Genomic DNA, 13,914 nt, shown 5'->3' with positions numbered 1-13,914 from the left:
GGCACTCGCTGCCGGCAACAGACGCATAATCGGGTGGCCGTCGATGTCACGGCCACTCACGCTACCCATCGCCCCCAATGCCAACCGCTACGCGTCTTACCGATCCCATGTCCGGCAGCCCGGCCGTGCTGGACATTTTCTCCGACGCCGGCACGGTGCAGCGCATGCTTGCCGTGGAGGCCGCGCTCGCGCGCGCCGAAGCGGACAGCGGCGTGATCCCTGCCGCGGCCGCGGCCGTGATCTCCGACGTCTGCCGCGATCCCGGCATCATTGACCGCGACGCGCTTGCGCAAGCCGCAGTCGCTGCCGGCAATCTCGCGATTCCCTTCGTCAGGCAACTGACCGCCGCCGTGGCCGCGCGCGATGCCGAGGCGGCGCGCTTTGTCCACTGGGGCGCCACCAGCCAGGACATCATCGACACCGCACTGGTGCTCCAGGCCGGCGACGCGCTGCGCGCGCTGGATGCCGACCTGGTGCGCCTGGGCGAAGCCTGCGCCGCGCTGGCTTCGGCGCATCGGGCCACGCCGATGGTCGCCCGCACCTGGCTCCAGCATGCACTGCCAGCCAGCTTCGGCCTCAAGGCCGCGGGCTGGCTCGATGCGCTGCGCCGCGATCTCGGTCGTCTCGATGCTACCCGCGCCCAGGCCCGCGCGCTGCAGTTCGGCGGCGCCGCCGGCACGCTCGCCAGCCTTGGCCAGGCCGCGCCCGCGGTGACCGCCGCGCTGGCCCGCGAACTGGACTTGGCCGCGCCCGTGCTGCCGTGGCACGCGCATCGCGACCGCATGGCCGAGGTTGCCACCACGCTGGGCATGCTGACCGGCACGCTCGGCAAGATGGCGCGCGATATCTCGCTGATGATGCAGACCGAGGTGGCGGAAGTGGCCGAGCCGTCTGGCCCCGGCCGCGGCGGCTCCAGCACCATGCCGCACAAGCGCAACCCGGTCGGCTGCGCGGCGGTGCTGACGGCCGCGGTGCGCGTGCCCCCGCTGGTGGCGACGATGCTGGCGGGCATGGTGCAGGAACATGAACGCGCCCTGGGCGGCTGGCAGGCAGAGTGGGACACGCTGCCGCAGATCGTGACGCTGGCCGCCGGCGCGCTGCGCCAGATGGGCGAGGTCGTGGCGGGGCTGCAGGTCGATGCGGCGCGCATGCGTGCCAACCTCGGCCTGACCCATGGCCTGATCCTCGGCGAGGCGGCGATGCTTGAACTTGGCAGCAGGATCGGCAGGCTGCCGGCGCACCATCTGGTGGAACGCGCCTCGCAGCGTGCCGTCGCCGACGGCACCAGCCTGCGCGACGCGCTGGCCCGCACGCTGCAATCCGATCCGGCGCATGCCCGCCTGCTCGATGACGCCGCGCTGGATCGCCTTGCCGACCCCGCCAACTACGCGGGCCAGTCAGCGGCCTTTGCGGACGCTGCCGTGCAGGCCTGGCAATCCGCACTGGTGGCGCGCCAGTCCTGAGACTGCCCTGAGCCCGGAACTACCGCGATGCGCCGGCCACGCCGCCGGCCGCGCACCCAAGGAGACTGCATTGCCCTACCTCGACCACGCCGGCGCCCGGCTCTTCTACACCGTTGACGGCCCCGAGTCCGCGCCGGCCATCCTCTTCTCGAACTCGCTCGGCACCGACCACACCATGTGGGAGCCGCAGGCTGCCGCACTGGCCGGTCGCTATCGCGTGGTGCGCTACGACACCCGCGGCCACGGCCGCTCGACCGCGCCGGGCGATGCCTTTACCGTGGCGCAGCTCGGGCAGGACGTCATCGCCATCCTGGATGCGCTGGGGATCGGGCAGGCGGTGTTCTGTGGCCTGTCGATGGGCGGGCTCACCGGGATGTGGCTGGGCATCCATGCGCCGCAGCGGTTCTCGCATATCGTGCTGGCCAATACCGCCGCGAAGATCGGCAATGCCGACGGCTGGAATACCCGCATCGAGACCGTACGGCGCGAAGGCATGGCCGTGATGGTCGCGCCTTCGGTCGAGCGCTGGTTCACGCCGGAGTTTGCCGCCACGGCCGAGCGCGCGCTGGACGGCCTGCGCGATGTGCTGGCCGGGCTCGCTCCGCGCGGCTATGCGGCCAGTTGCGCGGCCGTGCGCGACGCCGATTTCCGCGAGTCGGTCGCATCGATCCAGGTGCCGGTGTTGGTCATCGCCGGCAGCCAGGACCCGTCGACCCCTGCGCAGGAAGGCCGCGCGCTGGCCGACGCGATTCCCGGCGCCCGCTTTGTCGAACTGCCCGCCGCGCATATTTCCAGCTTCGAGCAGCCCGGCCGCTTCACGGCGGCGCTGCTCGATTTCGTGCGCGGCCGGCTGCCGGTGACTGACGACCATGCGCGCTACGACGCCGGCCTTGCCGTGCGGCGCGAGGTGCTGGGCAGCGCGCACGTGGACCGTTCGCTCGCGCGGCTGACCCCGCTCAACGAGGAATTCCAGCACCTCATCACGCGCTATGCCTGGGGTGAGATCTGGACGCGCGAAGGCCTGCCGCGGCATACGCGCAGCCTGCTGACGATCGCCATGATGGTGGCGCTGAACCGCGCCGAGGAGCTGAAGCTCCATCTGCGCGCCGCCGCCAACAACGGCGTGACGCGCGACGAGATCAAGGAGGTCTTGCTGCAGGCCGCGATCTATTGCGGCGTGCCGGCGGCGAACTCGGCATTTCATCTGGCCGAGGAGGTGTTCGCCGAAATCGACCAGGCAGGCTGAGCGGTCAGCCCGCCGCATCCGCGGGCGGTGGCATCGCAAATGCCGGCAGCCGCGCACGCCCCGACTGCCGGAACTCAGTCGGCGCCTGTCCTACCAGCCGTGCAAAGAAGCGCGAGAAGTAGGCCGCGTCAGCGAACCCGAGCGACAGGGCGATGTGCTTGACCTCCAGGTCGCTGAACAGCAGGTCGCGCTGCGCCTCGGCCAGTACGCGCGCGTGGATCATCTGCAGGGCCGACTGCCCGCAAGCCTGGCGGCACACGCGGTTGAGCTGCGTGGGTGTGATGCCGATGGCGCTTGCATAGTGCGTGATGTCCTTGTGCTCACGATAGTCGGATTCGAGCAACTGCTGGAACAGCCGGAAATGCCGCGCGGGCCGGCTGTCGCTGCGCGCCGCGGCCGGCGCGGCGGCATTGGCCAGCCGCGCGATGCCGATCAGCAGCAGCGTCAGCAATGCCGACAGCGACGCTCCGCGCCAGGCGGACACGGTTTCCATCTCGCCGCGAACCAGTGCCAGCGTATCGGCCAGCGCGTGGCCCCGGCGCACGCGGTCGTGGCGCGGATCGGCGAACAGCGGTAGCGCATCCGGCACACCTGCCAGCAGTGTGCGCAGGTGGCTGTCGGTCATGGTCACGACCATGCCGTCGGTGTCCGGCGTGAAGACAAAGCCGTGGATGTGCCGTGGCGGCATCGTCACCAGCGAGCCGCTGCGCAGCCGTTCGCGCCGCTCCTCCAGCAGGGCTTCGCCGGCGCCTGAGTGAATGTACAGAATTTGCAGGAAACGATCATGCCGATGGGGCTTGATCTCCCATCCGTGCAGGCGGCTGCGTGCGGCAATGGATTCGAAATGGAGCTGGTTTTCCAGCAGTTCCGAGGGATTGATGCCATACAGCGAGTACGTCGGGACAGGTTTCACGGTGGCTTAGGTGTTTACCATCGATGTTCCGATTGTCCTGCCATTGGTTCGATCTGTCCATTCCTTGGCGGGTCTGCGCCGACTATCTTTAGCGGCAGAAGACCGATACCCACAAGGAGACAAGACATGCGCACCCAGGTTGCCATCATCGGCGCCGGCCCGGCCGGCCTGCTGCTCGGCCAGTTGCTGACACGCGCCGGCATCGACAACATCATCATCGAACAACGCAGCCCCGAATACGTGCTTGGCCGCATCCGCGCGGGCATCCTGGAGAGCGTCACCGTCGACGCGCTGGAACGCGCCGGCGTGGCCGGGCGGCTGCATGCGGAAGGCCTGGTCCACCACGGTATCGCCCTGTCGTACGGCGGGCAGCGCCACCATATCGACCTGCATGCGCTGATCGGGCGCAGCGTCACGGTGTACGGGCAGACCGAGGTCACGCGCGACCTGATGGATGCGCGCCGCGCCGATGACACCCCCACCGTCTATGAAGCGCAGGAGGTGAGCGTGCACGGTTTCGACGGCAGCACGCCGTCGGTGCGCTATCGCAAGGATGGCGTCATGCACGAGGTGGCCTGCGACTACATCGCCGGCTGCGACGGTTTTCACGGCATCTGCCGCGAGAGCGTGCCGGTGGCGGCGCGGCAGGTGTTCGAGCGGGTCTATCCGTTTGGCTGGCTGGGGCTGTTGTCGGAGACGCCACCCGTTGCCGATGAGCTGGTCTATGCCAGCCATGAGCGCGGCTTCGCGCTGTGCAGCATGCGTTCGCGCCACCGCAGCCGCTACTACGTGCAGGTGGCGGCTAGCGAGCGCGTGGAAGACTGGTCAGACGAGCGCTTCTGGCAGGAGCTGCGTAGCCGGCTCGATCCGCAGACGGCAAGCGCGCTGGTGACCGGGCCCAGCATCGAGAAAAGCATTGCGCCGCTGCGCAGCTTTGTGTCCGAGCCGATGCGTTTTGGCCGGCTGTTCCTGGCGGGCGACGCGGCGCATATCGTGCCGCCTACCGGGGCCAAGGGGTTGAACCTGGCGGCCAGTGATGTGCTGGCGTTGTCAGAGGGCTTTGAGGCCCGTTACCGCCATGCCGATGCCAGCGGCCTCGATGGCTATTCCGCGCGTTGCCTGCAGCGTGTGTGGAAGGCCGAGCGTTTCTCGTGGTGGATGACCTCGCTGTTGCACCGGTTTCCAGATGCGGATGCGTTCTCGTTGCGGATGCAGCGGGCGGAGCTGGATTACCTGGTGGGGTCGGAGGCGGCGTCGCGGGTGCTGGCGGAGAATTATGTGGGGTTGCCATATTGAGCTGAGTGCACTGCGCGATTGCTGACAGCATCCGCATGCTGCGGGCTTGCTCCCCTCTCCCGCAAGCGGGAGAGGGGAGCACACAGTCGGCTCGCTGAAGCCCGGTAGAACCTGCCGACAGTCGACGCTACGCGGCCAGCGCGCCGGCGCCCGAGACCATCGCCTGCACTGCCTGCAGCGTGTCTCCGACCACCCCACCCACCAGCACCACGGCCGGGCTGGCCAGCCCCGCCGCGAGCGATTCGGCGAGCGTGCCGAGCGTGCCGGTCCAGCTGCGTGCCTGCTCGCTGCCGGCATGCATCACCACCGCCGCCGGCATGTCGCTGCGCATGCCCGCCGCCAGCAAGCCGTCGCGGATCGCCCCGAGCCGGCTCATGCCCATATAGATCACCAGCGTGGTGCCGCCACGCACCAGCGCTTGCCAGTCGGGCGAGCCGTGCGCGCTGGTATGGCCGGTCACGAAGGTCACGCCGTGGCAGTGCGCGCGGTGCGTCAGCGCAATCCCCAGTGCCTGCGCGGCGGCCATGCCGCTGCTGATGCCATTGACGATCTCGACGGCCACGCCGTGGCCGCGCAGGAAGGCGGCTTCTTCGCCGCCGCGCCCGAACAGCAGCGGATCGCCGCCCTTGACGCGCGCCACGCTGCGGCCGGCCAGCGCGTGCTGCAGCGTCAACTGCTGGATGCGTTCCTGGCTGACCGAGCAGCGCCCGCCGCGCTTGCCGACCCACTCAACATGGGTGCCGGGGCTGGCATAGCAGGACATCTCCGGCGCGACCAGGTCATCGACCAGCCAGACCTCGGCCGCGGCCAGCGCGCGCATGGCGCGTACCGTGACCAGGTCCGGGCTGCCCGGGCCGACGCCGACCAGCCAGACCTTGCCGGGTTTCAGGGGTGGATTCATCTCGGGCTCCTGCGATCGGGCATCACCACGCCGGCTCAGTGGCTGGTGCCGGCCGAGCGCGTGGTCTTGTTGAAGACGTTGTACTTGCCGATGGGCTTGTCCATCGGCAGGCGCCTGACCTCCTGCAAGGTGGCCGCGTCGTACACCACGATGGCGCCGTCGCGCTCCATCAGGCTGACCAGCGCGTAGCGCCCGTCGCGCGTGAATTCGACGTGGGCAGCGGTGCGCCCCGCGCTCGGCGTAACGCTGCCGACCACCCGCAGGCTTTGCTTGTCGATCACCTGCAGCGTGTCGCGCCTCGGGCTCATCATGGCGTCGGCCCAGGCGTAGGGGGTGTTTTCATGGCTGCGCAGGAAGAAGCCCGGACCGTTGGTCGGCACGGTGGCGACCGTGTGCCAGTCCTGCATGTCGATCACCGTGATGCGCCCTTGCCCGAGGTCGGGCGAGGCCATCACCTCACGTCCGTCGCGCTGCCAGGTGATGCCGCTGCCCAGGTGCGGCATGCCGCCAAGCGATAGCGCCGCGACCTTTCGACCCTGCTGCAGGTCGATCACCTGGCCGCCACCCTTGCGCGAGGCGCCCAGGATATGGCGATAGGGTTGGTCGAAGAAGAAGTCGTCGAGCACATCGTCCAGCACCACCACGCGAGGTGCCAGCGCCGGCAGCGGCGCACCGGCCGCATCGGCGTACGGAATCTCCCAGACCTCGGCGATATCCTTCAGCGCGGCAATAAAGCTGTGGCGCGGCGCGGCGTCGTAGACGGCGGAGACGCGCGAGGCCTCGTCATTGCGCCCCTTCACGTCGATCACCCGCGCCAGCGACAGGTCTTCGGCATTGAGCAGCACCAGCGTGCGCGGCAGCGTATTGCCGGCCAGCACCCAGCGGCCATCATCGCTGACGGCGACGTTGCGCGTGTTCACGCCGACCCGGATCTCCGCCACATAGGCCAGGTTCCACAGGTCGTACTTGCTGACCCAGCCATCGCGGCTGGCCAGGTAGACATAGCGGCCGTCGCGGCTGAACTTGGGGCCGCCGTGCAGCGCAAAACGGGTGGCAAAGCGATGGACCGGTGCCAGCCGGTCCCCGTCGAGCACGGTCATATGATGGCTGCCGGCCTCCACCACCACGAACAGGTTCTGCGGATCGGCGCCGAACAGCGGCCGCGCCGGCAGGCTGCCGGGGGCGTGGTGGACGATATGGCTGGCGCGGATGGCCTGCGCGTGCCATTGCGGCATCGCTGCAGGCGCCGTGCGCAGCCAGCGCGCCAGCGCCTGCAAGTCGGGCTCGGCCAGCGTGCCGGCGAATGCCGGCATCTGCGTGGCGGCGCGGCCAGCGTGCAGCACCTGGTCAAGTTCGCTGGCGCGCAGGCGCTCCAGGCTTTCCGGCAGCAGCGCGGGGCCCATGGCGCCGAGGCGGTCCGCGCCATGGCAGGCGGCGCAGTGCTGGCTGTAGAGCGCCGCGGGGTCGGCGGCCATGGCGGCTTGCGTGGCGCAGGCAAAGGCCAGGCCGACCAGCCATCGGAGCACGGTCTTCATGCCGCCACCTCCGTGCGCGGCGCATGCGCGATCTCGGCATCGCTCAGGTAGCAGCCCGGGTCTTCCGCCCAGGCGTTGCCTGTCAGCGCAAAGGCGCGCACCCGGGTATTGCCGTTGCAGATGGCGCGATATGCGCAGCCTGCGCAACGCCCCTGCAGCGGACGCGGCGTGCTGGCCAGGCCCGCCATCAGCGGATCGGCGCGGCTGGCCCAGATCTCGCCGAACGGCCGCTCGCGCACATTGCCCACGGTCACGTGCCACCACATCGTGTCGGGATGGACATTGCCGAGGTTGTCGATATTGGCCACGCCGACCCCGGTGGCGTTGCCGCCCCAGTGTTCCAGCCGCTGGCGCATATCCACCAGGCGATGCGGCAAGCGCCTGGCGATCCAGTACAGCAGGTACACGCCATCCGCATCGTTGTTGCCGGTGACGAAGTCGCCCGCATGGCCCTGCTGCGTGCGCTGCCAGACGTGGTCGAACAGCCAGTCGAGCGCGGCGCGGGTGCGCGCATGGTGCGCGTCTTCGGCGCGATGGCTGCGTGCACGGCCAGCATAGTTGAAGTGCGACAGGTAGAACTTGTCGATGCCCTCATGCTCGGTCAGCGCCACCAGGTCGGGCAGTTGCGCCGCGTTGGCTTCGGTCAGCGTCATGCGCACGCCCACGCGCAGGCCGGCCGCACGCGCGGCGCGCAGGCCCGCCAGCGCCTGCGCAAAGGCGCCGTCGCTGCGGCGGAAGCGGTCGTGCGTGGCGGGCAGGCCGTCCAGGCTGACGCCGACGTAGTCGAAGCCCGCTGCCGCTAGCCGCGCGGCATGCCCCGCATTGAGCAGCGTGCCGTTGGACGACAGCGACAGGTGGAAGCCGAGTGCGCGCGCCCGTGCGGCAATCTCGTAGAGGTCCGGCCGCAGCAGCGGTTCGCCCCCGGACAGGATCAGCGCGGGCACGCGCGCATCGCGCAACTGGTCGAGCACGCGCAGCGCCTCGGCGGTATCCAGCTCGCCCTTGAAGTCCGTGTCGGCGGAGGTGGCATAGCAGTGCCGGCAGTTGAGGTTGCAGCGGCGGATCAGGTTCCAGATCACCACCGGGCCGGCGGGCTTGCGCGGCGGCGGCACCGGGCCGGCATCGCGCAGGGCTTCCATGAAGCGGGACAGGCGGAACATGGGCGGGGTTTCCTATTGGTCTGGACCGGGCGGCGGCAGGCGCAGCCCGGTTTTCTTGAGGATGCGGGTGGACCACAGCACGTCGTGCGCGCGGCAGGCGTCGCCAAGCAGTGCCGCGATCGCGGCAACCTGCGGCGCGGCGTCCTGGCGGGAGCGCGCATGGACCATCGCGAACAGGTTGTAGGGCCAATGCGGCAAGTGGCGCGGACGGCGATAGCAATGGCTGACGAAGGGCAGGGCGCCGATGCGCTCGCCGAGCGTGTCGATGAACGCATCGTCCACGTCCCACACGGTCATGCCGTTGGCGCGCCAGCCCAGCCGGTAGTGGTTGGGAACGGCGCCGATACGACGCAGCACGCCGCGCGCCTGCATCGCGGCGAGCCGCGCCATCACTTCCTGTTCGGTCAGGCCGAGTGCGCCGGCCACTGCCGCGTAGGGCGCCGGCACCAGCGGCAGTCCTGCTTGCGTGGCGCGGATCAGCGCCAGGTCGACGGGATCGACAGGCTCGGGCATCAGGCGGGCAGGTAGAGGTTGACGAAGAACTCGCGTTCCTTCGGGAACGGCAGGATCTCGACGCCGGCCGCCGCCGCAATGCGCGCGAGTACCGGCGCGACATCTTCCTGCCTCGCCACCGCCAGCACGAACCACAGATTCAGGTGATGCGTGCGCGCGTAGTGGTGGGCGACCTCGGGGTGCGCGTTGATGGCAGCGATCACGGCGTCCATCCGCTCGGCGGGTGCATGGCAGGCGCACAGCACGAAGCTGCCGCCCGCGCGCTCGATCTGGTACAGCGGGCCGAAGCGTGTCAGCACGCCTGCGGCAAGCAGTGCGCGCAGCCGCTCCAGCAGTTCGGCCTCGGTGATGCCGAGCGCCGCCGCCGCTTCGGCATACGGATGCGGCACCAGGGGCAGGCCGCGCTGCAGCGCGTTGATGATGCGGCGGTCGAGCGGGTCGAGTGCGGCGATGGCACGGGTCATGCCGACACCTGCATGGCATAGCGTGTGCCGCGCTGCTTGTAGCAGCGCGTGCCGACCAGCACGGTCCCGGGCGCATGTTCCAGCCCGGCGGTGGCATGGATGCGCGCCAGCGCGGGCAGCAAGTCTTGCGCATTGCGCGCATGGACCATCGCAAACAGGTTGTAGGGCCAGTCGGGCAGCCGGCGCGCGCGGCGGTAGCACAGGGTCACGCGCGCCTGCCGCGCCAGCCGCATGCCGATGGCGTCCACGTGCGCGTCGGGCACATCCCACACGCACATGGCGTTGTGGCCGAAGCCGAAGCGCCCATGCTGCAGCACCACGCCCAGGCGCCGGATCACGCCCTGCGCGGACCAGCGCGTCAGCCGCTCCAGGACCTGAGGCATCGCCATCCGCGCTTGCGCTGCCAGTGCGTGGAACGGGCGTGGCGTCAGCGGCAGGCCGGCTTCCAGTGCGGCCACCAGGCGCCAGTCGTCATCGTCCAGGGCGACAGGCGCGGCGGGAGCGGCCGCGCTGGCAGCGCGGCGGGCGCGTGCGCTGCCCGGGCGCGCGAGCGGGAAGCCGAGGTCGATGTGATACTCGCGGGCCATGGGCAGGTCCAGCGGCGCCAGGCCGGTCATTTCCCCGATCGACGCCAGCGTGACATCGAGCATGCGGCGCTCGCGCGCGCCCGCGACGAACCACAGGTTGTACGGATGGCCGCTGCGCGCATAGTTGTGGCTGACCGCCGCGCAGGCACTGACGCGCGCCGCCACGCGGTCCAGCTGGGCCGGCGGCACGGACAGCGCCGCCAGCGTGCTGACGCCGATCACGTTGGGCGCGAACACCGCGCCGACGCGGCTGATGCGCCCGTTGCCCAGGTCGCGCGCCAGCAGGCTCAGCAGCGTGTGCTCACACAGGCCGAGCTTGCCGGCCAGCGCCTGGTAGGGCCGCGGCTGCAGCGGGAAATCGCGCTGCAGGGTGTCGTAGACGCTCAGTTCATCGTACATGGTGTCCCTTTACATGCCGAACCGTTGCGCGCGCACGGTGAAGAAGATGCCGCTGGGGCTGTCGGCGGGCAGCGTGGCAATTCGCGCCAGGCTGGCGGTGTCGTAGATCTCGACACGGTTGTCGTCGCGGCAGGACAGCCACAGGGACTCGCCCTTGGGCGTGAACTCCATGTGCAGCACGCCGCGGCAGGGATGCAGCGTGCGCACCACCTGGCGCGTGGCGGTGTCGATCACCTGCACCGTGTCGTTGTGGGGGAAGGCGAAGTTGACCCAGACCTGGCGCCCGTCGGGGCGTGCCATCACAAAGACCGGCTGGCCGGCCAGCGCCACGCGCGCGGCCTGCTGCCAGCCGTTGGCGGGATCGGCCACCAGCACCTCATGACGGCCGATCGCCGGCAGCCAGGCCAAGCCCTGGGCCATGGCCCAGCCGCGCAGGTGCGGCATCTTGTAGACCGGCAGCGGCGCGCTGCCGCGGCCGTAGCCGGACAGCACGCGGCGCGACTGCAGCGGCGCCTGCCACAGGTCGACCAGCGCCAGGCCGTCCTCACCGAACAGGCCGGCCAGGTACCAGCGGCCATCGGGCGTGACCAGTCCGTCGTACGGCTCGCGGCCGGCGGGCAGGCGTGTCACCTGCGGCTGACGCGGATCGCCGGCATCGATGATCCAGATTTCGCCGGATTCGAACAGGCTGGCGGCAAAGCGGCGGCCGGGCAGGTCGGCCAGGCCCACCACCTTGGAGCGGCGGCCGTCATTGCCGATGGCCGGCAGGTCAGCCAGCGGCTCAAGCGTCTGGGCATCGAACAGGCGGATGCCGCCGGGCGCGTAGTTCTGCGTGGCCACCACGCGGCCGTCCTGCGAGATCGCGCCGCCGATGCTGTTGCCCGCCTGCAGCACGCGGTGGGTGATGCGGGCGCTGAGCAGGTCCACGCGCGTCAGGCCGCCGTCGCGGCCGAAGACATAGGCGTAGCGTGTGTTGCGCGAGAACACCACGCTGGCATGGGACAAATCACCGAGTCCTTCCACGGTTGCCAGCCGGGTCATGCCGGTGGTCTCGACGATCTGCAGCCGTCCGGCGGCGCGCTCCACCACCACGCCCAGGTCGCCGGTGCCGCGCGCGGCGCTGGCACAACCGGCCACCAGCGCGGCGGCAACGGTGGCGCACAAGGCCGCGGCCAGGCCGCGGATCAGTTGCCTTGCGGCGAGGCGGCCGGTGGCTTGCCGGCCTGCAGTCGATCGATCAGCCATTGGGCTTCATCCTGCGTCATGAAGGGTTGCCAGGGCGGCATCGCGGTGCCGGGGCGGCCGTACAGCACGGTGGCGACCAGGCCCTCGGGCGGCTTGCCGGACAGTGCCTCGCGCGTCAGCGGCGGGCCCAGCCCGCCGCCAAGCGTCATGCCGTGGCAGGCGCCGCAGTCATCGCGCAGCCAGTGCGCAAGCTGCGCCTGCCGGGCAGCGGTGGGCTGGGCCGCCGCGCCGGGCGCTGCGCCCAGCAAGGCCGCTGCCAGCCCCGCCAGCGCAGCGCGCCGCCAGGCGATGTGATTACGCATGGTGGCGCCGGCTCAGTACACGTCGTGCTGCGTGTTATAGGCGTTGAACTTGCCGGTCGGGGTGATCAGGCGCTTGTCCTTGATCACGGTCTTGAGCGTGCGGGTCTTGTCGTCGACCACCACCAGCGCGGACTCGCCGTCCTTGGTGCCCCAGACCGAGAACCAGACCTCGTCGCCGGCCTTGTTGTACTCGGCCTGCACCACGCGCCTGGCGCCCGCGCCCTTCAGGCCGGCCCAGTCGGCGATCGGCAGCACCTTGTAGCCGGCTTCCAGGTTGCGCGTGTCGAACACCGCCACCGACTGGTTGAGCTTGGCGTCAGGGTTCAGCGGCGTGTCGACCCACAGGTTGGACGACTTCGGGTGGGTCTTGATGAAGAGTGAGCCGCCGCCCTGGCCCTTGATGGTCTGCACCACCTTCCACGCCTGCGCCGGGTGTCCGGCCGGGTCGGTGCCGATCAGGCTGATGGTCTCGTCGCCAAGGTGGCTGGTGGCCCAGACCGGGCCCAACTTCGGATGCATGAAGTTGGCGCCGCGCCCCGGATGCGGGGTCTTGCCCACGTCGATCAGCGCGGCCAGCTTGTCTTCCTTGGTGTCGACCACGGCAATCTTGTCGGACGCATTGGCGGCCACCAGGAAGTAGCGGCCGGTGGCGTCGAAGCCGCCGTCATGCAGGAACTTGGCCGAATCGATGGTGGTGGTCTTCAGGTTGGACAAGTCCGAGTAGTTGACCATCAGGATCTTGCCGGTCTCCTTGGCGTTGATCACGAACTCCGGATGGAAATGGCTGGCGACGATGGCCGCCACGCGCGGCTCGGGGTGGTATTCGTTGTCCACGGTCATGCCGCGCGTGGAGACCACCTTGAGCGGCTTGAGCGTGTCGCCTTCCATGATCACGTACTGCGGCGGCCAGTAGGAGCCGGCCACGGCGTACTTGTCTTCATAGCCCTTGTACTTGGAGGTCTCGACCGAGCGCGCCTCCATGCCGACCTTCACTTCCGCGACGATATCGGGCTTGGGCAGCCACAGGTCGATCAGGTCCAGCCGCGCGTCGCGGCCGATCACGTACAGGTAGCGCCCGGACGCCGACATGCGCGAGATATGCACCGCGTAGCCGGTCTTGACGATATTGATGATCTGCTTGCTGTCGCCGTCGATCAGCGCGACCTCGCCGGCATCGCGCAGCGTCACCGAGAAGAGGTTGTCCAGGTTGTACTGGTTCATCTTCTTTGTCGGACGCTGGGCCACCGGCAGGATGTCCTTGCGGCTTTTCTCGATATCGGCCAGCGAGTATTCGGGCGGGGTCGGCGGGTCGAGCTGGATATAGCGCGCCATCAGGTCGACTTCCGGGTCAGTAAGATCGCCCGAGGTGCCCCAGTTCGGCATGCCGGCGGGGCTGCCATACTTGATGAAGGTCTTCAGGTACTCGGTGCCGCGTGCGCGGGTGATGTCCGGCGTCAGCGCCTTGCCGGTCGCGCCCTTGCGCAGCACGCCGTGACAGCCGGCGCAGCGCTCGAAGTAGATCTGCCGGGCGTGGTCGAACTCAGCGGCAGTGAGGGTGGGGATGGCGGCTTTCGGTTCCGCCTTCGGTTCTGCCTTGGTGGCTGCATGTGGCAGCCCGAGCCAGAGTGAGAGCGGCAATGCCGCGATTGCCGGGTACAGCCAGTTTTTTGCTTTCATGGGTGCCGTGGATCAGCGGTGAGGAAAGCTGTTTCGCGGTGCCCATGCCTGCGTGGCGGGCACCTGTCGTCGTGTGGAAATCATGCGGACACACTGACGACATGGAATTGACTGGCATCAAACGGTGGCGGCGGTGCGGGAACGAAGTGTGGGGTGGTGTTGATCCTTGTCGTTTGCAGCGGGGCAAGCGCGCCGCGGAGGCGACGCGCTTGC

13 protein-coding genes are annotated in these 13,914 nt (G+C 69.5%); 3 read left to right on the top strand and 10 right to left on the bottom strand.

Annotation, left to right across the window (positions count from 1 at the left end):
* Window positions 1–77 precede the first annotated feature (77 nt).
* On the top strand, window positions 78–1,463 hold the full coding sequence (locus AC3WQZ_RS17315; RefSeq protein ID WP_081050203.1) for a 3-carboxy-cis,cis-muconate cycloisomerase: 1,386 nt from the start codon (window positions 78–80) through the stop codon (window positions 1,461–1,463).
* Window positions 1,464–1,533: 70 nt separating this feature from the next.
* A complete protein-coding gene (gene pcaDC, locus AC3WQZ_RS17310; RefSeq protein ID WP_011617761.1) occupies window positions 1,534–2,709 on the top strand; it encodes a bifunctional 3-oxoadipate enol-lactonase/4-carboxymuconolactone decarboxylase PcaDC in 1,176 nt (391 codons plus the stop codon).
* Window positions 2,710–2,713: 4 nt separating this feature from the next.
* Here the strand turns inward: pcaDC and AC3WQZ_RS17305 are convergent, their stop codons facing one another.
* Complete coding sequence (locus AC3WQZ_RS17305; protein ID WP_492300929.1) at window positions 2,714–3,622, bottom strand: helix-turn-helix domain-containing protein; 909 nt, start codon at window positions 3,620–3,622, stop codon at window positions 2,714–2,716.
* Between the two features lie 126 nt (window positions 3,623–3,748).
* Here AC3WQZ_RS17305 and pobA point away from each other — a divergent pair, with 126 nt between their 5' ends.
* A complete protein-coding gene (pobA, locus tag AC3WQZ_RS17300; protein ID WP_492300927.1) occupies window positions 3,749–4,918 on the top strand; it encodes a 4-hydroxybenzoate 3-monooxygenase in 1,170 nt (389 codons plus the stop codon).
* Between the two features lie 127 nt (window positions 4,919–5,045).
* Here pobA and cobA read toward each other — a convergent pair whose 3' ends face one another.
* From cobA to AC3WQZ_RS17255, 9 genes are read right to left on the bottom strand one after another with little or no spacing between them, the layout of a single operon-like run.
* Window positions 5,046–5,819, bottom strand: a complete 774-nt coding sequence (gene cobA, locus AC3WQZ_RS17295) for a uroporphyrinogen-III C-methyltransferase (protein WP_439669398.1) — start codon at window positions 5,817–5,819, stop codon at window positions 5,046–5,048.
* Window positions 5,820–5,854: 35 nt separating this feature from the next.
* Entirely contained in the window at window positions 5,855–7,354 is a 1,500-nt protein-coding gene (locus AC3WQZ_RS17290; RefSeq protein WP_439669397.1) for a cytochrome D1 domain-containing protein, read from the bottom strand.
* Window positions 7,351–8,514, bottom strand: coding sequence for a heme d1 biosynthesis radical SAM protein NirJ (nirJ, locus tag AC3WQZ_RS17285; RefSeq protein ID WP_439669396.1), 1,164 nt, complete (start codon window positions 8,512–8,514; stop codon window positions 7,351–7,353). Before nirJ ends, AC3WQZ_RS17290 begins: the two co-directional genes overlap by 4 nt.
* Window positions 8,515–8,526: 12 nt before the next feature.
* Window positions 8,527–9,027 (bottom strand): siroheme decarboxylase subunit beta, encoded by a 501-nt coding sequence (gene ahbB, locus AC3WQZ_RS17280; protein ID WP_439669395.1) that lies wholly within the window; start codon window positions 9,025–9,027, stop codon window positions 8,527–8,529.
* Window positions 9,027–9,491: an Lrp/AsnC family transcriptional regulator gene (locus AC3WQZ_RS17275; RefSeq protein ID WP_010810855.1), complete on the bottom strand. Its 465-nt coding sequence runs from the start codon at window positions 9,489–9,491 to the stop codon at window positions 9,027–9,029. Before AC3WQZ_RS17275 ends, ahbB (AC3WQZ_RS17280) begins: the two co-directional genes overlap by 1 nt.
* The gene (gene ahbB / locus AC3WQZ_RS17270) at window positions 9,488–10,477 is read right to left on the bottom strand and encodes a siroheme decarboxylase subunit beta (protein WP_010810856.1); all 990 of its coding nucleotides are present in this window, start codon (window positions 10,475–10,477) and stop codon (window positions 9,488–9,490) included. The genes AC3WQZ_RS17275 and ahbB (AC3WQZ_RS17270) overlap by 4 nt, the downstream gene beginning before the upstream one ends.
* Before the next feature lie 9 nt (window positions 10,478–10,486).
* On the bottom strand, window positions 10,487–11,722 hold the full coding sequence (locus AC3WQZ_RS17265; protein ID WP_010810857.1) for a cytochrome D1 domain-containing protein: 1,236 nt from the start codon (window positions 11,720–11,722) through the stop codon (window positions 10,487–10,489).
* The gene (locus AC3WQZ_RS17260) at window positions 11,662–12,024 is read right to left on the bottom strand and encodes a c-type cytochrome (RefSeq protein WP_010810858.1); all 363 of its coding nucleotides are present in this window, start codon (window positions 12,022–12,024) and stop codon (window positions 11,662–11,664) included. Before AC3WQZ_RS17260 ends, AC3WQZ_RS17265 begins: the two co-directional genes overlap by 61 nt.
* Before the next feature lie 12 nt (window positions 12,025–12,036).
* Complete coding sequence (locus AC3WQZ_RS17255; protein ID WP_439669393.1) at window positions 12,037–13,701, bottom strand: cytochrome D1 domain-containing protein; 1,665 nt, start codon at window positions 13,699–13,701, stop codon at window positions 12,037–12,039.
* Window positions 13,702–13,914 lie beyond the last annotated feature (213 nt).

It is taken from the genome of Cupriavidus sp. FW305-26, from assembly GCF_058787975.1.
Note: the sequence above shows the minus strand (reverse complement) of the source record. Positions and strands in the feature narration are given on the sequence as shown.

Bases quoted from the DNA above. Each gene is read 5' to 3' on its own strand.
- AC3WQZ_RS17275 (WP_010810855.1), bottom strand. From the start codon at position 9,491: ATGACCCGTGCCATCGCCGCACTCGACCCGCTCGACCGCCGCATCATC.
- AC3WQZ_RS17315 (WP_081050203.1), top strand. From the start codon at position 78: ATGCCAACCGCTACGCGTCTTACCGATCCCATGTCCGGCAGCCCGGCC.
- ahbB (WP_439669395.1), bottom strand. From the start codon at position 9,027: ATGCCCGAGCCTGTCGATCCCGTCGACCTGGCGCTGATCCGCGCCACG.
- nirJ (WP_439669396.1), bottom strand. From the start codon at position 8,514: ATGTTCCGCCTGTCCCGCTTCATGGAAGCCCTGCGCGATGCCGGCCCG.
- AC3WQZ_RS17255 (WP_439669393.1), bottom strand. From the start codon at position 13,701: ATGAAAGCAAAAAACTGGCTGTACCCGGCAATCGCGGCATTGCCGCTC.
- pobA (WP_492300927.1), top strand. From the start codon at position 3,749: ATGCGCACCCAGGTTGCCATCATCGGCGCCGGCCCGGCCGGCCTGCTG.
- cobA (WP_439669398.1), bottom strand. From the start codon at position 5,819: ATGAATCCACCCCTGAAACCCGGCAAGGTCTGGCTGGTCGGCGTCGGC.
- ahbB (WP_010810856.1), bottom strand. From the start codon at position 10,477: ATGTACGATGAACTGAGCGTCTACGACACCCTGCAGCGCGATTTCCCG.
- AC3WQZ_RS17290 (WP_439669397.1), bottom strand. From the start codon at position 7,354: ATGAAGACCGTGCTCCGATGGCTGGTCGGCCTGGCCTTTGCCTGCGCC.
- AC3WQZ_RS17265 (WP_010810857.1), bottom strand. From the start codon at position 11,722: ATGGCTGATCGATCGACTGCAGGCCGGCAAGCCACCGGCCGCCTCGCC.
- AC3WQZ_RS17260 (WP_010810858.1), bottom strand. From the start codon at position 12,024: ATGCGTAATCACATCGCCTGGCGGCGCGCTGCGCTGGCGGGGCTGGCA.